The sequence below is a fragment of the Sorangium sp. So ce204 genome (genome assembly GCF_051526795.1).
GTDB classification, from domain to species: domain Bacteria; phylum Myxococcota_A; class Polyangia; order Polyangiales; family Polyangiaceae; genus Sorangium; species Sorangium cellulosum_B.
In genome coordinates, this window is the sequence record NZ_CP150317.1 from 7167679 (window position 1) to 7185687 (window position 18009).

Annotated in this window: 11 protein-coding genes; 3 read left to right on the forward strand and 8 right to left on the reverse strand. The window is 70.9% G+C overall.

Translation table 11 applies throughout. From position 1 onward, the window contains the following. Positions 1-514 precede the first annotated feature (514 nt). Complete coding sequence (gene asnB, locus WMF22_RS26765; protein ID WP_438031624.1) at positions 515-2365, reverse strand: asparagine synthase (glutamine-hydrolyzing); 1851 nt, start codon at positions 2363-2365, stop codon at positions 515-517. A 236-nt stretch (positions 2366-2601) separates the two neighbouring features. Next, positions 2602-5451, reverse strand: a complete 2850-nt coding sequence (locus WMF22_RS26770; protein ID WP_438031625.1) for a DNRLRE domain-containing protein — start codon at positions 5449-5451, stop codon at positions 2602-2604. 835 nt (positions 5452-6286) lie between these two features. Here WMF22_RS26770 and WMF22_RS26775 point away from each other — a divergent pair. Together WMF22_RS26775 and WMF22_RS26780 are read left to right on the forward strand one after the other, a co-directional pair. Further along, complete coding sequence (locus WMF22_RS26775) at positions 6287-8185, forward strand: c-type cytochrome (RefSeq protein WP_438031626.1); 1899 nt, start codon at positions 6287-6289, stop codon at positions 8183-8185. A gap of 442 nt (positions 8186-8627) precedes the next feature. After that, the gene (locus WMF22_RS26780; protein ID WP_438031627.1) at positions 8628-9611 is read left to right on the forward strand and encodes a hypothetical protein; all 984 of its coding nucleotides are present in this window, start codon (positions 8628-8630) and stop codon (positions 9609-9611) included. Here the strand turns inward: WMF22_RS26780 and cobT are convergent. The 6 genes from cobT to WMF22_RS26810 all read right to left on the reverse strand — a co-directional run bounded on the left by cobT (position 9563) and on the right by WMF22_RS26810 (position 16673). Next, the gene (gene cobT, locus WMF22_RS26785) at positions 9563-11410 is read right to left on the reverse strand and encodes a nicotinate-nucleotide--dimethylbenzimidazole phosphoribosyltransferase (RefSeq protein ID WP_438031628.1); all 1848 of its coding nucleotides are present in this window, start codon (positions 11408-11410) and stop codon (positions 9563-9565) included. The genes WMF22_RS26780 and cobT overlap by 49 nt on opposite strands. A 186-nt stretch (positions 11411-11596) precedes the next feature. After that, positions 11597-13240 (reverse strand): flavin-containing monooxygenase, encoded by a 1644-nt coding sequence (locus WMF22_RS26790; RefSeq protein ID WP_438031629.1) that lies wholly within the window; start codon positions 13238-13240, stop codon positions 11597-11599. Between the two features lie 64 nt (positions 13241-13304). Further along, positions 13305-14516, reverse strand: coding sequence for an MFS transporter (locus WMF22_RS26795; RefSeq protein ID WP_437292836.1), 1212 nt, complete (start codon positions 14514-14516; stop codon positions 13305-13307). Then, complete coding sequence (locus WMF22_RS26800; RefSeq protein WP_437292837.1) at positions 14513-15058, reverse strand: glycine-rich domain-containing protein; 546 nt, start codon at positions 15056-15058, stop codon at positions 14513-14515. Before WMF22_RS26800 ends, WMF22_RS26795 begins: the two co-directional genes overlap by 4 nt. After that, positions 15055-16326 (reverse strand): hypothetical protein, encoded by a 1272-nt coding sequence (locus WMF22_RS26805; RefSeq protein ID WP_438031630.1) that lies wholly within the window; start codon positions 16324-16326, stop codon positions 15055-15057. Before WMF22_RS26805 ends, WMF22_RS26800 begins: the two co-directional genes overlap by 4 nt. A gap of 137 nt (positions 16327-16463) precedes the next feature. Further along, the gene (locus WMF22_RS26810) at positions 16464-16673 is read right to left on the reverse strand and encodes a hypothetical protein (RefSeq protein WP_438031631.1); all 210 of its coding nucleotides are present in this window, start codon (positions 16671-16673) and stop codon (positions 16464-16466) included. A 423-nt stretch (positions 16674-17096) separates the two neighbouring features. Between WMF22_RS26810 and WMF22_RS26815 the strand changes: the two genes are divergently transcribed. Beyond that, positions 17097-17453, forward strand: coding sequence for an SDR family NAD(P)-dependent oxidoreductase (locus tag WMF22_RS26815; protein ID WP_438037286.1), 357 nt, complete (start codon positions 17097-17099; stop codon positions 17451-17453). Positions 17454-18009: the final 556 nt, after the last annotated feature.

Genomic DNA, 18009 nt, shown 5'->3' on the forward strand with positions numbered 1-18009 from the left:
GTCGCTCGCCGAGTCCACGTCCACATCCAGGTCGGCGCCGTCCGCCGCGAGGCAGCCGGCGAGGCCGAACGACAACAGGGCACCGAAAGCATAGGTCAATTTCAAGCTCATGATTTTATCCCTCGATCGTTAACGTTGCGCGCGACCGACGACCCCACCCTTCACTCCCTCTGCATACCCTCCCCCACGGGTCGTCGTGGCCTCGCGATGTCTACGAGATGTCCTGTCCTGTCTTCTCTTGTCTTGTCTTGTCTTGTCTTGGCGCGAGAGCAATGCCCAGGCCACGGCGCGCCGTCACCCGCCGCCGCAGATCAGGGCACCATGATTGCATTTTTCCGCTGAAGGACAGCGTTTCACCCGCTCCGGCGGACAGGCACGCTCGCCGCTGTCATGGGCCGACGTCAACGACGTCAACCGGCGGTTGACACATGAGCCCGCAGGCGGCTCGACGGCGCGAGCCTGCCCTCCGGGCGCGGCAGCGGTCGCGCTCGTCGGCGGCGCCTGCCGCGGCGGCTCAGAGCGCCAGCTCGATCCGATAACGAGTCAGCCAGTCGTTGAGCAGGAGGACCTGATGCATGCTCGACCGGGCGAGCTCGTCGACCGCTCCTGCGGACTCCGAGGCGACGGCGCGGGCGCGTGCCACGTCGACGAGCGGCAGCACCGGCGCGTCCTTCCGGGCGAGGAGCCCCGCGAGCTGGCCTCGGAGCCGCTCCGTATACGCTGGATCCTGCGTCGTCGGATACGGGCTCTTGCGACGGTCGAGCACCGAGCGCGGCAGGAGATCCTCGGACGCCGCGCGCAGCAGGCTCTTCTCGCGCCCGTCGAAGGTCTTCATCGACCAGGGGGCGTTGAAGACGTACTCCACGAGCCGGTGGTCGCAGAACGGGACCCGGACCTCGAGGCCGGTCGCCATGCTCATGCGATCCTTGCGGTCGAGCAGGATCGGCAGGAACCGCGTCAGGTGCAGATAACCTATCTCCCGCATGCGCCGCTCCGCTCCGTCCTCGCCCGGCAGGCGCGGGACCTCGGCGAGGGCTTCCCGGTAGCGCGCGGCGACATGGCCCTGAAGGTCGATCTGCGCGAGGAGCGCGGGGGCGAGCAGCTGAGCGGCGGCGCTCGCGCCCCGGATCTTCATGCGCATGGCGAGCCAGGGGAACGTCTCTGCCGCCACCATCTCCGGGTCGTGGAACCAGGGGTATCCGCCGAAGACCTCGTCGGCCGACTCGCCGGAGAGCGCCACCGTGGAGCGCTCCCGGATGGCGCGGAAGAGGAGGTACAGCGAAGTATCCAGGTCACCGAAGGCGATCGGGACATCCCGGGCGCGCAGCACGGCGGCGCGGATCTCGGGGTCGGCCAGCTGGGCTGCGGAGAGCACGATCCCCGCGTGGTCCGACCCGACGTGCCGCGCGACCTCGGCGACGTACGGCGTGTCCTGCGTGCTCCGCAGCGCGTCCGGCGTGAAGTGCTCGGCGTGCCCCGCGAACTCGACGGAGAAGGAGCGCACGGGCCCCGCGCCCTCCGCCCTGAGCGCCCGCTGCGCGAGGGCGGTCACCGCGCTCGAGTCGAGCCCTCCCGACAGGAGGGAGCAGAGGGGCACATCGGAGATGAGCTGTCGCGCCACGGTGTCCTCGAGCAGCCCGCGGATCGCGCGGATCGTGGCCTGCAGGTCGTCCTCGTGCGGCCTCACCTCGAGCGCCCAGTAGCGGCGCTCGGAGATCCCATCCCTCCGCACGTGCACGACATGGCCTGGGCGGACCTCGCGCATGTCGCGGAACACGGAGGCTCCGGGCGTCTTGACGAAGGCGAGGAGCTCCCGCAGGCCGCCCGCGTCGACGACCGGCGACGCGAGCGGGTTCGCGAGGATCGCCTTGGGCTCCGAGCCGAAGAGCACCGCCGAGCCGATCCGCTGGTAGAACAGCGGCTTGATGCCCAGCCGATCCCGGACGAGCAGCAGCTCCTCGGCGCGGACGTCCCAGAGGGCGAAGGCGAACATTCCGTTGAGCCGCCGGGGGAAGCCCGCGCCCCACTCGAGATACGCATGGAGCACGACCTCGGTGTCGCTGTGCGTCTTGAAGCGGTGGCCCCGGGCCTCGAGCTCGCCGCGCAGCTCGCGGAAATTGTAGACCTCGCCCGTGTAGATGAGCACGGCCACCGGCGCGCCGTCCTGGTCGGCGATCATCGGCTGGCGGCCCCCGTCGAGATCGATGATGGCGAGGCGGCGGTGCCCGAGGGCCGCGCGCGGAGCGAGCCATACCCCTTCGTCGTCCGGGCCGCGGAGCCTCATCGTCGCCGTCATCGTCTGCAGGACATCACGCTCCAGCGTCAGATCGCGCTCGTAGTCCACCCATCCAGCAATGCCGCACATGGACGATCCCCTCCCTTTCAGCGCCATCGCGCGAAAGCGGCGGGCCTCGACAGCCCGCCGCGGCGCACGCGGATCACTCGCTGTTCGGCGGACGAGCGTAGACAGTGCGGCTGGGCCGCGCAACCGAGCTGGCCAGCGCGGCGCTCAGCGCTCACCAGGGATGGGGCGGAGATCGTGGACGCGCAGGGGGCGACGAGGCTGGCCGGCGGTGCCCGCCGGGGCGTCGCCGCGCGCGGTCACTCTGCGTAGCAGACCTCGAGGCGCGGGCGGCGCGACGGCGTGGAGTCTTCGCTGGCCCGCCACTGCGACGCCCCCGCCACGTCCTCTTCCATCACGAACCCGTAATTCGGGAGGACGCCGTTCACCCAGTCCTGCACCAGGTCGGTGAGGTTGGCTGTCCGATCGCCGGCGCCGTTGACGGTGACGATCGACGCGAAGCTGAGCGGCTCCCAGCTCTGGTTGTAGCTGGACCAGCTCACGGTCGTCTCGCCCCAGGGCGCGAGGGCCTCGTGGAGATGAACGGTGGTGACCGACGACTTGTACACCTGATTCATCGTCAAGGTGGCCGAGTAGACCGGCGCGCCCGCGGGGATGAACGAGAGGTCGAACCAGACCAGCGCAGCACGGAAGCCTCCGGTGCCGGCTCCGCCCGTATAGATCGACACGTACGACCCTTCCTTGTAGGTCGGCGAGGCCGACCAGAGCGTCGCGTCCCAGACCGTGCCGAAGACGCCGCGCTGCACGGTCCTGCAGACGGGCGTGCCTCCAGAGCCGGCGCCGCCCGCGCCGCCCGCGCCGGTGCTGCCCACGCTCATCGCGCTGCTCATCATGACGCTGCCCGTGCTCGTGCTCGAGGCGCTCGTGCTGCTGCTCGTGCTCGAGGCGCTCGTGCTCGAGGCGCTCGTGCTCGAGGCGCTCGTGCTGCTGCTCGTGCTGCTGGTCGTGCTCGAGGCGCTCGTGCTCGAGGCGCTCGTGCTGGACGAGCTCGAGCTGCTGGACGAGCTCGAGCTGCTGCTCCCGCTGCCGGGTGGCGCATAGGTGAGCGTCAGCTCCATGTCGAAGGACAGATCGGTCGAATTGGGGGCCGATTGCTTGACCATCACGGCGAGGATGTTGCTTCCGACCACGAAAGAGCTCGGGGAGAGCGTCACCGTGGTGAGCTCGTCGTCGCGCGACTCCGCGGACGCATAGTCACCGTAGGCCGTGCCGGTCACGCGCTTCGATGCCACCTGGGCGCCGTTGAGCCAGACGACGACGCCGTCGTCGTGGATGAGCTTCATGGTCGCCTGCGCGACCGGCCCGTCGATCGGGATGATCTTGCGGAAGTAGGCCGTGGGATACGACGGCGTGGCCCGGTAAAGGGCCGTGCTCTCCCCGCCGTCGCCGTAGCCGAGCTGCCCCCAGCCCCCCTTCCACGACGAGTCGTCGAACGTGAGGCTCCGCCACTCCGTACCCCGGTCGACGCCCAGGTCGTCGTAAACCCAGTAATCGCCGAAGTAGACGGCCGTGCGGGGGAGGCTCTGGATCGTGAAGCCGGCGTTGCTCTCGTCGGAGAGCAGCGGGTGCTCGGCGTCGGAGACGCGCACGAGGGCCGTCGTCGTGTCGATGGAGGGAACCACCCAGTTGTAGCGGCCCGTGTTGGCGGTGCTGTTCGTGATCGTGGTCCAGGTCGCGCCGTCGTCGGTCGTGTACTCGATCCGGACGGTGGGGATGTTCCCCACGGTCGCCCAGCGGATCGGGAAGATGCCGCCCGGCGGCAGGCGCTCCCCGCCGTCGGGCGCCGCGACGTCGAGGGCCGTTCCCTTCACGATGGCGAAGCGATCGCTGATCACGCCGTCGTAGCGAACGTTGGACACCGTGAGCCGGTTGTCCTCGACGTCGAGGAGGCACGAGCCGCTCTGCGCCTCGTTGAAGTACATGAGCGGGTGGCCTCCAGAGCCGCCCACGTACGTGCCGTGGCCGGCGACGACATGGACCGCCCCTTCGTGGCTCCCTTTGCCAGGGAGCTTCACGTAGGGGCCGTCGCCGAGCGGCTTGCCGTCGCGCCCGTCGACGATGTGCCCGTCCGCCGTGGTCGGCGTATCGTAGGCGCCGTCCACGAGGAACGAGCGCTCGTAGTTGTGCGAATGGCCCGCGAGCACCAGGTCGACCCCGCCCGCGTCGAGGATGGGCGCGAGGTACTCCCGGTGCTCGATGATCAGCCAGTCCTCGTCCGAGTCGTGCGTGCCCTTCGTGTACATCGGAAAGTGCATGTACGCGATGATCCAGTCCTGTTCCGTCGCGGCGAGATCGGCGGCGAGCCAGGCCGCCATCGCGCCGGTCGAGTACCGCGAGGAGCCATAGCCGTCGAACACGACGAAGTGGACATTCGCGTAGTCGTACGAGTAGTAAGCCTCCGTACCGGAGGGGACCCCGCCGGCCTCCCCGGCGGTGGGGAGCACGTAGGCGGTGTAGTAAGGACCGGTCTGCGTCGCCGAGTCGGAGCTCAGGCCCTCGTGGTTGCCGAACGTCGGCCACACGACGGTGTTGCGAAGGATCTCCGCGTACTGATTGAAGAAGCCGTTGGTGAACTCCTCGGTGGTGCCGAAGTTGTACGCCATGTCCCCCATGTGCAGGAACAGGTTGGGGCGGTACGCGCCGACGACGTTCAGCATCGCGTCTCGCGTCGCCCAGGGCGCCGTGCCGCCGTAGCCGGTGTCGCCGATGATCCACGCCCGGAACTTCTTCGGCGTGGACACGGGCGGCGCCGTCTCGAAGTAGAAGGAGGAGGAGCCGCCGGCCAGCACCGCGCTCGACGTACCGACGCTGTAGTAGTAGCGGGTGTCCGGCGTGAGCCCGCCGATGAGCACCTCGTGCTGGGTCGCGAGCGCGCCGAGATCCACCGTCTGCGTCAGATTCGCCGGATCGGTCCCGTAGCGCACGCGGCTGTCCGTGCCCACGTCGGTCGTCCACACCACGTAGACCGAGCTGGGCGTCAACGACTGCAGATAGGGCTGCCTCATCACCGACTGGGCGGCCGCCTGACCGGCCCACGCCATCGTCACTGCCACCGACGCCGCGGTCAGATGTCCGGGGTTCAATTTCATTGCTTCACCCTCCGAGCTTCCTGATTCATCCCGCCTTGCCTCCAACAAACGATCGCCGTGCGGCGAGCCGAGCGCCTTCCCGGCCGGTCACGCCAGCGATCGCATCGCGCCTGATACCGTGCGCTATCAGCGCATCGGACGTGAATGCGCTGCTACCATCTTACCGAACACACACGTGGGGGATCATCTTAAATCGGAGAGCCTCGCGCTGGCGGCAGGCCACTCCGGTCTCTGTCTCTGCCTCTGTCTCTGAGTGGGGGCCGGAGGGCAGCGATTGCCGGGGCGCGCTCAAAGCACAACAGAATTCCGTCGCCACTGTCGAACGAATGCGCCAACACTGGCCAACACTGAATGCGTGCACGGCGCCGACGGTCGGCGCTCGTCGTCCCAGCGCTCAGTCGCGTCCTCCGCGTCCTCCGCGTCCGCTTGCTCTCGCACGGAGGATGGACGCCGGGGCCTTCGCCCGTAGCGGCCTCGCGCGACAACGGTAGGTCAGTCTTGCAAAACCTTTCTGCTCCCTGGCCAGCTGGTGCGGCGCCCCTGAGCGCCACGCGGCAGGATCATCATGAGGACCTCAAAGCATTGTCGTCGAGCAGCGGGGTCGCTGCACGATCGAGGGAAGCTAGCATGAACTCTTTTTCGATTGTATGAGGGATATGTGTCATCGCGATTTCTGACTTTCCGCGCGGGACCCGGGCGCATGATCGCGACGGGGGTGCGCGCTGGATCGCCGGCGCGGGCCGGCTCCACCCCGCGCCTCCCGCGACTTCCGCGACTTCCGCGACTTCCGCGATTCCCGCATATCCCGCGAGCAACGACGGCCGGGCTCACCGCCATGGCGGCGGTCAGCGCGGCCGCCATGGCCGCCGTCCTGCTCCTGGGCGAGCGCCCTGCGCTGGCGGATCCGGGGGAGCCGGCCGAGGTCGAGGCGCGCCGCCTCGTCCATGTGCTCGGCTATGTCGCCATGGACTATGGCGGGAGCGTCGCGAACGGCGCCGTCACCAGCGTCATCGAGTATGACGAGCAGCTGGCGCTGCTCGGCGAGGCGATCCACGTCGCCACCCGCATCCAGCCGTCCGCGCTCGAGAGCGGGGCGGGCGACCTCGCGCAGGGCATCGTCGGCGTGCGCGAGCTCGTCGAGGCGAAGGTCGCCGCGGATCGAGTCGCCCTCGCGGCCAGGGGCGCGCGCGACCGGGTCGCGTCCGCCTTCCGGCTGGCGGAGGCGCCGCTCTCGCGGCCCGACGCGGAGCGCGGCGCGGCCCTCTACCAGGAGAACTGCGCCACCTGCCACGGCCCGACGGGGCACGCCGATACCCGGCGCGCGGCGAGCCTGGTCCCGCCCCCGGCGAACTTCCACGACGCGATCCTCGCCGAGCAGCTCGCGCCCATCGGCGTCGAGTCCGCGGTTCGATTCGGCGTCAGCGGCACGGCCATGGTGCCGTTCACCTTTCTCTCCGCCCGCGACCGCTGGGACCTCGCCTTCCACGTCGCCGGCCTCCACCACCCCGAGCCCGGCGAAGGCCCGAGGCCGCTCGATCTGCCGGACTACTCCATGGTCGAGCTCGCGGTCCGCTCCGACGCGGACCTGCGCGCCGAGCTCTCCGCGCGCGGGATCCCCGCCGAGCGGCACGCGGCGCTCCTCGCGGAGCTCCGGCGGCGCGTCGCCTATGGCGGCGAGGCCGCGTCACACCCCCTCTCCATCGCGCGCGCCGCGCTCGACAGGGGGCGCGCCGCGCTGCGCGAGGGCAGGCTCGTCGACGCGCGGGAGGCGCTCAGCACAGCCCAGCTCGACGGCATCGACGTGGCCGAGGCGAGCGTCCGCACCGTGAAGGAGGCGCTCGCGGACGACCTCGGCGACGGCGCCTTCGCCCTCCGAGCGGCGCTCGCGGCAGGCGCGACGACAGACACGCTCGACGCGGGCATGGCCACGCTCCTGCGCGACGCGACCTACGCCGAGGTCGCGCTCGCGCGGTCCGGGCGCGCGGAAGGTCGGCTCGTGGCCCAGGTCTCGAGCCGCTTGGCGCTGCGCGAGCTCGCCGCTGCGGCGCTCTTCCTCGCCGCGCTCGCCGCCGTCGCGTCGTCACGGAGCCGGCGAGTCGTCCACGTCGCGTCGGGCGCGGCGCTGCTGCTCGCGCTCGCCGCCTGGGTCGCGGCGGTGCTCGGGCACATGGCCGGCTTCTGGCGAACGCTCACGGCAGGCGCGACGATCTCGCTCGCGCTCGCGGCGCTCGCCGGCGCGGCGGCGCTCGGCCGGCGGCGCGGCGCGCGGCAGGTGAGCTCGCACGAGCCATTGCATGGCGGCCTGTCGCGAGGCGGCCGAGCGGCGGTGTTCGCGGCCGCGCTGCTGGCCGGCTTCGGCGCGGCGTTCTCGGCGCTCGACGCCGCGCTCGGGGTGTCGCTCGCCGTCGCGCCGTCCGCCGTGGCCGGGGTGTTGTTCACGCTCGCGCTGCTCGCCGCCGGCGCGGCGCTGGTCGCCCGCGCGAGCCGGGCGGCCGCGCGCCGCTGGGCGAGCCCTCCCGCATGGCTGGCCTGTCTGCTGTGCGTCCCGCTCGCCGGCCGCGCCGTGGCCGCCTTCCAGCTCTGCGGGTTGCTGCCGCTCCACCGGCTGCCGCTCCCTCGATTCACCGCGCTCGGCATCGACCCCGCGGTCGAGACATGCCTCGTCCAGGCAGCGCTGCTCGGGCTCGCGCTCGCCGGCGCGGCCCGCGGCCGCCGCGCGGAAGGCGCGTGTTGACTCGCGCTCATGACGGCCACGCCACCGTGAAGGCGGCCGTCGACGCCGTGAATCGCGGAGCCGCGGATTGCCTCTCGAGGCCGCTCGATCACGCCGAGCTCATCGCCCCGGTCGAGCGCCACCTGGCCAATGCGCGGTCGGGGAAGGGCGCTCCCGCAGCGCCGTGACACGCAGGGCTGTCACCACGGAGCTCGCCAGAGCTACCGAGTCGCCGACAGGCGATGGCGGAGGCTTCCTCACGCCGACAGTTCATGTAGGGAACGGTCGCTCGGCGCAGTCGAGCTGCCTTGATTCGACAGGCTGAGCAGCGCTGGGCCGGCGAGGGGCCTGAAACCGTTGTCTCGAGCCCGCGCCGCGGCGGCTCGCGTCGCGACCGACGCGCTTCCATTCTGGCACGCAGCGTCCTATCGTGATTGGCTGAAGCTTCTCGGAGATCCCTTCCATGACCATGAACAGCAAGCTGGCTTTTGCGCGGTGGACCAGCGGGTGCCTCATTGCGGTGCTCGGGGTTGGATGTGCCCAGATCTTCGGCTTCGATAAGCTGTACGAGGTCGCGCAGGGCAACACCGGAGGCGGGGGAGCTGGCGGCGAAGGCGGCGAAGGCGGGAACACGGGAGGCGGGGGCGCCGGCGGCGAGGGCGGTACAACCGGCAGCACCAGCGGCACGAACGCGGGAGGCGGGGGCGCTGGCGGCGAGGGCGGCGCCGGCGGGGATGCGGGAGGTGGAGGAGAGGGGGCAGGATGCCCGGAGCCGCCGCTGGGCGACCCCACGCTGGAGCTGTCGTTGATCGACGACATGGAAGATGACGACCATTTCATCATCGACGTGGAAGATGAGACGAACCCACGGCGAGGGCTCTGGTTCGTAGCGAACGATGGCAAGGGGACGCAAACGCCCGGAGTGGGCGAGCAGTTCGTGATGAGCCTCCTCGAACCGCCGCGCGGCGACAGCACGCTGGCAGCGCACGTCGTGGCCGACGACTTGTTCGAGAGCTGGGGAGCCCTCTTCGGCTTCCAGCTGAACAGCCCTTCGTCGTCCCAGCTGGGCCTCTACAACGTCTCCGAGTTCAGCGGCGTCACCTTCTTTGCCTACGCCGACGAAGGCTCCTACAACAAGGTTCTCGTGGACGTCGTCGACGCGCAGACCTGGCAGGATGGCGGCATCTGCACCGATGCTGACGGCGGGTGCAGCGATCACTTCACCAGGACCGTCACGCTGACGAAGTGCTGGACTCAAATCAAGGTGCCCTTCGCCAGCCTCAAGCAGTCCGGCTGGGGCCAGGCGTTCGACGCGGCCGACCTGACGCAGGTCTGGGCCGTCCAGTTCCGCTTCGCGGCGAGCCGTCAATTCAGCGTGTGGATCGACGACGTGGCGTTCTACAAGGAGCCGGCGCCGGAGACGGAGCCCGAGGCCACGACCCCGTGAGCGCCGGAGCTGCGCGCGAGCTCGCGACGAGGGTGGAGCCCGCTCGACATCGAGATGCAGGTGCCGACGAGGTGCAACCCGAGCACGACGCCGATCCCCTCGCCCGCCCCTAGTCCGAGATCGAAGAACGGCTCGAGCCCGAGCTCGGTGAGCGCGAGGGCCGCCGCCGGCTCGGCCGAGCGGTGCGCGGCGAGGAGCCATGGGCGGAGCGCTGGGGCCATCCTGACGGCGCAGAGGGCCGCGGTGCACGCCGTCAGCCCGTCGACGACGACGCCCATGCGCAGCCGCGCGGCCTCCAGCGCGAAGCCGGCCATCGCGGCGATCTCCAGCCCACCGACCTTCGCCAGCACATCGAGAGGGTCCGTGGGATCGGGCGCGTGGAGCGCGAGCGCGTCGGCGACGACGCCGGCCTTGCGCGCGACGCCCTCCGCGTCGAGGCCGGCGCCCGGCCCCGCGAGGCTCGCCGGCGGCGCGCCCGTGAGGGCGCACAGGACGGCTGTCGCCGCGGTCGTGTTGCCGACGCCGATGTCGCCGGCGCCCGCGAGCGTGACGCCCTCCGCGGCGAGCGCGCGGGCGGCCTCGGCCCCCGCCTCCATCGCGCATGCCGCCTCGTCGCGCGTCATCGCCGGCTCGCGCCGCAGGTTGCCTGTGCCACGCCGCACCACCCGCGGCGCCAGCGGGACGACAGGCGCGCACGGCAGCGCCGAGAGATCGCCCGACAGGCCGACGTCGACCGCGACGAGCCGCACGCCGTGGCGCGCCGCCAGCGCGGAGACCGCCGCGCCCCCGGCCATCACGCTCGCGAGCCTCGCCGTCGTCGCCGACGAGGGGTGAGCGCTCACGCCCTCCGCGACGACGCCGTGGTCCGCGCAGAACACGGCCAGCCCCGGCGCGGGCAGCGGGAGCGGCAGCTCGCCGCGCACGCCGGCCCACCACGCCGCGAGCTGCCCGAGCCGCCCCAGGCTGCCCGCCGGCAGGCCGAGCGTGGCCTGGTGCGCACGCGAGGCCTCCATGGCGGCGGCGTCGAGCGGTGAGATCGCCGTCGTGCGGAGCGATGAGCGCGGCGGCTCGCTCGCGCGGCCCGCCGCGGGCGTGCTGGCGTCGTCGCGGTCTTGCCAGATGCCATGTTCGTGGACGACCTCATCGACCGCGCGCCGCGCTCGCCAGCCGCTCTCTTCCAGCATCGGTCGCCGCCGGAACGCGACGGGGTGGCCCAGGCAGAGATACGCAATCGGCTCCACGCCCGGCGGGAGACGCAGCTCGGCGCGGAGGACGGCGGGCTCCACGATGCTGACCCAGCCGACGCCGACGCCCTCGGCGCGCGCGGCGAGCCAGAGGTTCTGCACGGCGCAGCACGCGCTCGCGCGCACCGCCTCCGGCTGGACGATGGTGCCCAGGATCGCCTCCCCGCGCGGCCTCAAGTCGACCGCGACGCACACGTTGAGCGACGCCTCGAGGATCCCCTCGAGGCGATAGGAGAGGTACTGCTCGCGCCGGCCCTCCGGAAAACGGGCAGCCTCCGCCTGACGGCAGCGAAGGAAGCTCTCGCGGATCCGCGCGCGCTGCGCCTCGTCGCGCACAACGACGAAGCCCCAGGGCTGGGAGAACCCCACGCTGGGCGCCAGGTGGGCGGCCTCGAGGATGCGCCGCAGGACGGCCCGGTCGAGCGCGCGCCCCGGCTCGAAATGCCGCACGTCCCGCCGCAGGGCGATGACGTCGTAGACCGCCTGCCGCGCTCCCTCGTCGAAGGCGGCGACGGCCTCCGGGACCAGGTACGACGGTTCATGTGTGGCGTTCACCGCGGTCAGCTACCACAGTTGCCAGGCGGTGGGCAGCCGGCGGCCGTGCGCTGCAGATGACCCCCTCGCGCGTCTTCCTTCGAGCCAGCGAGCCGCGCCGACGGGGCGCTGGGCGAGCGGGGACCGCCGCGCTCGGCCTCCGCGCCGATCGCGCCCATCACGAGGGCCCACCCCGGTCAACCGCAACTACCCTGCCCTCGACAGGGAGAACCCCTCATATCCCTGAGCCGCGACCGCCTCGCACCGCTTTCTGTAGGCGCCGACGCCCCCGGCATAGGGCATGAGGACGCGCGGCTTGCCAGGGATGTTCGCCCCGACGTACCAGGAGCTGGCCAGCGGATACAGCGTGCCGCCGGCCACCTCGCTGGCGTGCGCGACCCACCCCTCCTCCGCCTCGGCGGTGGCCTCGATGCACGCGAAGCCTCGCTCTCGCAGGTACGCGATGCAGTCCGCGATCCATTCCACGTGCTGCTCGATGGAGACGATCGCATTGCTGAACACGGACGGGCTCCCAGGCCCGGTGATCGTGAACAGGTTCGGGAAGCCGGCGACGGCGACGCCGAGGAACGTGCGCGGGCCGTCGGCCCACCTCGCCGTGAGCGGCTCGCCGCCCCTCCCGCGGAGCTCGATCCTGGTCAGGGCGCCCGTCATGGCATCGAAGCCCGTGGCGAGCACGAGGCTGTCGAGCGTGTACTCCGCGCTCCGCGTCCGGAGCCCCGTCTCCGTGATCTCCTCGATGGGCGACGCCTTGACGTCGACGAGCGTGACGTTCTCCCGGTTGAAGGTCTCGTAATAACCGGTGTCGACGCAGAGCCGCCGGGTGCCCAGCGGATACCCCCTCGGCGACAGCGCCTCGGCGACGGCAGGGTCGCGGACCGTCGCGCGGATCCGGGAACGGACGAACTCGGCGGCTGTCTCGTTGGCTTCCCGGGACCGCATCACGTCCGAGAACGTGGCGAGGAAGCCGGTGCCGCCCTGCTCCCAGCGAGCCTGATACGCGCGCTCCCGCTCCTCGGGCGGCACCTCCAGCGCGGACCGCGGGTCGACGTCCATGACGACCCCGGCGCGCGTCTCGCGGGCCCTCTGCCGGTGCTCCGCGTAGTTCGCCTTCATCCACGATTCGTAAGCGGCCTCCAGGGGTGCGTTGCGCGCTGGCACGCTGAAGCACGGGGTCCGCTGGAAGACGAAGAGGCGCGCCGCCTGCTCGGCAATGGCGGGGATGACCTGGACGCCGGACGAGCCCGTGCCGATGACGCCGACGCGCTTGCCGGTGAAGTCGACGCCGCCGTGCGGCCAGTGGCTCGTGTGGTATCGCTCGCCCCGGAATGCCTCGAGCCCCTCGACGTCGGGCACCTTCGCGGCGGACAGGCAGCCTGTCGCCATGATCAAGAACCCGGCGGACACGCTGGCGCCGTCGTCGGTCCGGATCACCCACCGATCCGCCGCCTCGTCGAAGGCGGCCGCGGTCACCCGCGTCCGGAGCTGGATGTGCGCGCGGAGCTCGAACCTGTCCGCGACGTGCTCGAGATAACGCAGGATCTCCGGCTGCGTGGCGTATCGCTCGGTCCACGTCCATTCCTGCTGGAGCTCGGGAGAGAACGAATAGGAGTAGTCCATGCTCGCGATGTCGCAGCGCGCGCCGGGGTAGCGGTTCCAGTACCAGGTGCCGCCCACCCCGCCGCCCGCCTCGTAGACGCGGACCGAGAGGCCGAGCCGGCGCAGGCGGTAGAGCATGTACAGACCCGCGAACCCGGCGCCGACGACGACGGCGTCGACGCGGCCCAGAGGCGCCGGGGTGTCTCCTGAACGATTCGACTGCACGTCAGACATGATGTTCGCCTCCCTCTCCGGACATGGGTGCGCGGGAGGCCGCTCGAGGCCCCGCGCGATCGCTTCAGAGACGCGCGCCGCCCTGCGCCGGCGCCGGGCGTGGGGCGCGGTGGACGCGAAGGGCGAGCGCCATCAGGCTCAGGACCAGCACCACCCCGAGGTGCACGAGGCCGCTCCACCCGAGCGCCGACAGGAGCGCGCCGGACGTGAGCGACGCCGCGCCGCTGGCGGTGAACACGCACAGATCATTGACCCCCTGCGCCCGGAAACGCTCGGGACCGGACCGGCTGCGCGCGACCAGGGTCGTCGCGGTCACGAAGACATAACACCACCCGACCCCGACAAGCGAGAGCCCGACAAGGTGCCCTCCGAACCCTGGGGCCAGGCTGATCACGAACCCCGCGAGCAAGAACAGCAGCCCGAGCCCCTGGAGCGCCGCGATCGACATCCGCTGCAGGAGGGCGCCGACCGAGAGCGAAGGCAGGTACATGCTCAGGAGGTGCACCTCGATCACCCAGCCCGCCTGCCGGATCGAGCGCTGCTCGACGCCGCACATCTGGAGGGGCGTCGGCACCATGATCAGGCTCATCACGAGGAAAGCGCCGGCGCCCATCGCCACCATGGGCCAGTACAGCGCCGGAGCCCCCGCGTCGGCCGCGGCGGAGGCCTCCGCGACCCGCGCTTCCTGCGGCCGGTACGACACGAACGCGAGCGCCGCGACGAGCTGGAGCGCCGAGAGGACGAGCAGGGCAGAGGGCAGCTCGCTCGACGTCCGTCCTTCCAGCAGGCCGAAGAGCGAGATGCCAGGGACGACGCCGAGCGCGCTGGCGAGCTGGATCATGGTCAAGAGGCGCGGCGCCCGGTGGCTCTCCTGCCCTTCGAGGATCGCGAAGCGATATTGCTGCACGAAGGCGCCGTGCAGGCCGACGCCGGAGACCGCCGCGCAGAACAGCGGGAGATCGGCGCGGTCCACCGCGCGCGCCGCGAGCGCGAGGCAGCCGGCGGACAGGAGCGCCGCGGCGATGAAGCAGGGCTTGCGCCCGAAGCGGCGCATCAGCTGGCTGGCCGGCCAGGTGCCCAGGGCCGAGGACAGCACGAGCACGGCCACCGGGAGCGTCGCGAGCCGCATGTCCCGCGCGAGCCGCTCACCCACCACGCTGCCGGCGAACTGGACCGACACAACAGAAGCGATCCCCAGGACCTGGCAAAGCAGCAGGACCAGCGTGTTGACGGACGTGGCGGGCGCGGGCGCGGGCACGACAGCCTGACGGCTCAACGGACGCCCTCCACGGAAGGCAGGGCGGCCCCGTTCCCCGCGTCGAGCGCGGCGATCGCCTCGAGAGAGAGGCCCAGGCGCTCGTGGAGGAAGCGCACCATCGTCCAGTGAGGCAGCGCGCCCTCGTCGAAGGGGCCGAACTCGTCGCGGTAGAGCGGCAGCCAGCGCAGCGCCTCCTCGATCGCCTGCTCCCGGCTGGCCTGCGCCTCCTGATAGTCCTCGTAGGGCAGGCTGCGGTGATGGATGAAGAAGCGCCCCGGGAGGCGCTCCTCGCACAGCTCGCGGTACTCCCGCGTCTGCAAGATCAGGTAATGCCAGACCTCGTCGATCGCCTGCTCCACCGGCAGGAACAGCCCGGCCAGCGGCTCCGGATAGCGCGATATCAGGTAGAGGTACCGCAGGCATTCGAGCACCTGACGCTCGACATAGGCGGGCTCCTCGCCGGTGGTCCGCACGAAATGGCGCACCACGCCGGAGAAGAACGCGCCGTCGAGCCGCGCCTTCAGCGCGGCGGCCGTCACCCTGGGTCGTTCCGTCGTCACGAGCCACCTCGCACCGCGGCCTCGCCGCCCTGCACCAGCCATGCGTACTTCCCGGACTTGCCGATCGCGATTTGGGCGCGGTGCTCGAGGACGCAGTCGAGGCCGGCGCCCTCCCAGATCCGCTCTCGCAGCGAGCGCGCCGCGGCCGGGCCGACGGGCGCGCCGTCGAAGGTGGTATAGAGCAACCGGCCCCGCCGCTGTCCCTCCGCGTGGAGCTGATAGACGAAGACGGACGGCGCGGAGACGGCGATCCAGTCATCGAGATCGGCCTGCGAGATCGGTCCCCTCTCCTCGGCCCAGAAGAGCTCCCGCTCGCGCCCGCAGAACCGGCGGATCCGGAGCGGATCGGGGGAGCCGTCGACCGTCTCGGCGCAGTCGCCCGAGCGATAGCGGATGAGCGGCATGCAGGGGTTGCGCACGCTCGAGACGATGAGGCTGTAGATCGCGCTGCCCTCCTCGACAGGGATCAGCTCCAGGTGCATCTGGTCCAGGTAAGGCCAGTAGCGGCCGTGACGATCGCTGTAATACAGATATCCGAGCTCGGTGCTGCCGAACAGGTCGACGATCGGGCACTCGACGTGCTCCGCCAGGAACCGCCGCACGTTCCTCGGCGTGAGCTCGTAGGCGTGAACGACGCTGGCCGGCCTCGGAAAGCGCTCCCACGCTCCGATGTCCATGGCCTTCTTCACCAGGTGAGCGAGGTGGTAGCCATCGCAGTCGAGGTGGTAAAGACGCCGCGGATGCGCCTCTCGGACGGCGGTCATCTCGTCGAGCATGCGCTCGACGTCGCCGCGATCCCAGAGCCCCGGGTCGAGCCGCAGGTTGACATAGAGCGTCCGCTCGTCGAGCCGGCGCTCCTCGAGGCTGGGGAGCGCCGACGCCTCGGCGCCGCGCCGCCTCGCGGCGAGCCGCGCCACGTGCTCGGTCGCCAGCACCGTGGTGATCGAGACGCGCTGGCAGCCCTCATGCCAGGTGACCGCGATGTCGGGGTGCTCGCTCCACAGGCGGTAGTACGACTTCAGAAGGAAGAAGGGCGGGCGGATGATCTGCATCCGCGCGTGGTTGGTCCCGGTCGAGAGCACGAGCTCCGCCTCGCCGGCCTTCAGCGCCTCGGCGAGCCTCGGGGTCATCCAGTTGTCCGGAAAGCCTCTTGCGATCTCCGGCTTGTCCAGGATCGGGAAAGAGCCCTTCTCGATCGACTGTCGGTAGATAGGGATGTCCCTGACCTGATCGATCATCGCCGCGAGCGTCGGTCCGTGGGCGTCCATCGGTCGACTCCAGGAAAAAGGTTGAACAGCCATCGAGAAGCGCAGCCCCCATCGGTCCGGGCGCGCGCGAGCGAGGCAGAAGACCACGGCAAGATGAACCTGGTCCTGCCGCCTCGCCCGCGGCCCCGGCGGCTCCGTCAGCTGATGCAGCCGGCCTTCTTCGAGATACAGCCGGCCTTCTTCGAGATGCAGCCGGCCTTCTTCGAGATACAGCCGGCCTTCTTCGAGATACAGCCTTCCTTCCGCGAGATGCAGCCGGCGTCGAGTGTCGGCGCACCGGACGTGTTGGCCGCGATCCACTGCTTCCAGAGACGATCCTGGGCGATCTGCCGAATCAGGTGTTCCATTCGAACCTCCGATGATGTGATGGTGGACGATGCAACCACGGCGCACACGTCCGCGACCCGCGCAGGGCGGCGGCCGTGTGCTCGACGGTCCGGCAGACACGATTTGTGGGCAGCCCGACCGTCTGGCTGACTATACGGTTCAACCCGAAGGGGTCAAGGCAGGCAATCCGTGGGTGGATCGCGCCGCCCGGCCATCCGCCGAGTCGGCCGCTCCAGGACCAATGAAACTATCTCGGCGCGCGCACGCGCGAGCCTGCGAATCGACCGCTGCAATTCGCATTGAAATCGATCCTGTCGCGACGATACCCAGATGAGGGCGTGGCAAATTGTCCCGCGCACCCCGACGATCGCCGTTCGCCGGTTCCACCGGAGGGATCCATCGCGATACGCTCCTTGCTCCCCCTTCGGAAAGCGAGCGTGAGAATGACCCGAGAGCTCCGTTCCCTCATCACAGGATCCAGCAGCGGCTTCGGCCGCGCGACCGCCGTCACCCTCGCCCGCGCGGGACACCGCGTCTTCGCCGGGATGCGCGCGACCACGTCGAAGAACGCGGGGCCGGCGTCCGAGCTCGCGGAGCTCGCCGCGCGCGAGGGGCTCGCGCTCCGCGTGTTCGAGCTCGACGTGACGAGCGACGCCTCGGTCGACGCGGGCGTCGCGCGCGTGCTCGACGAGGCGGGCGGCGTCGACGTCGTGATCAACAACGCGGGCGTCCTGTCGCAGGGGCCGATCGAGGCGTTCACCGTGGCGCAGACCCGCAGCAGATCGCGGACGCGATCCTGAAGCTCACGGCGCTGCCGGCCGGGGAGCGGCCGCTGCGCACCGTGCTCGACCCGCTGGGCAACGGCGCCGCGGAGGAGATCAACCGCAGGACCGAGGACGTGCAGCGGGCGTACATCGCGTGGATGGGCCTCGGCGGCGCGCTCAGGCGAGCCGGCGGATAGCGCGCGGCAGCCGGGATCCGCGGGGCGCGGCGATCTCCGCGCCTCCCTGGGACACAAACCATCTCCGAGCCCCGTCACCGCGCGATTGTCAAGACCGAACCGGGCTGCCAGCCTGGCTCGCGCGCCTGTGCACCAGCAGCTGAAATGAAACACCGTGTCCATCCGTCGCTGCGTCGCGCAACGCGCGTCATTCGTCAGCGATGCTCCGCAGGCTCCGCCGCGAACGGGCGCTCCTTCGGGTGTGGCGGAGTGGCGCAGGATGAAGTGATTTTCGTCTAGGGGTGCGAAGGGCGGCCGGGGTACCCTGGAGACGGGTCGTCGGCCTTTCTGCCCGAGCGCAGCCGCTCGTGTTCGTCCTGGTCCTGCCCGAGCGCAGCCGCTCGTGTTCGTCGAGG

What these genes read in the sequence shown, in the direction of transcription:
- WMF22_RS26815 (WP_438037286.1), top strand. Translation starts at nt 17,097, where the DNA reads ATGACCCGAGAGCTCCGTTCCCTCATCACAGGATCCAGCAGCGGCTTC.
- WMF22_RS26790 (WP_438031629.1), bottom strand. Translation starts at nt 13,240, where the DNA reads ATGTCTGACGTGCAGTCGAATCGTTCAGGAGACACCCCGGCGCCTCTG.
- WMF22_RS26810 (WP_438031631.1), bottom strand. Translation starts at nt 16,673, where the DNA reads ATGGAACACCTGATTCGGCAGATCGCCCAGGATCGTCTCTGGAAGCAG.
- WMF22_RS26780 (WP_438031627.1), top strand. Translation starts at nt 8,628, where the DNA reads ATGACCATGAACAGCAAGCTGGCTTTTGCGCGGTGGACCAGCGGGTGC.
- WMF22_RS26805 (WP_438031630.1), bottom strand. Translation starts at nt 16,326, where the DNA reads ATGGACGCCCACGGACCGACGCTCGCGGCGATGATCGATCAGGTCAGG.
- asnB (WP_438031624.1), bottom strand. Translation starts at nt 2,365, where the DNA reads ATGTGCGGCATTGCTGGATGGGTGGACTACGAGCGCGATCTGACGCTG.
- WMF22_RS26775 (WP_438031626.1), top strand. Translation starts at nt 6,287, where the DNA reads ATGGCGGCGGTCAGCGCGGCCGCCATGGCCGCCGTCCTGCTCCTGGGC.
- WMF22_RS26770 (WP_438031625.1), bottom strand. Translation starts at nt 5,451, where the DNA reads ATGAAATTGAACCCCGGACATCTGACCGCGGCGTCGGTGGCAGTGACG.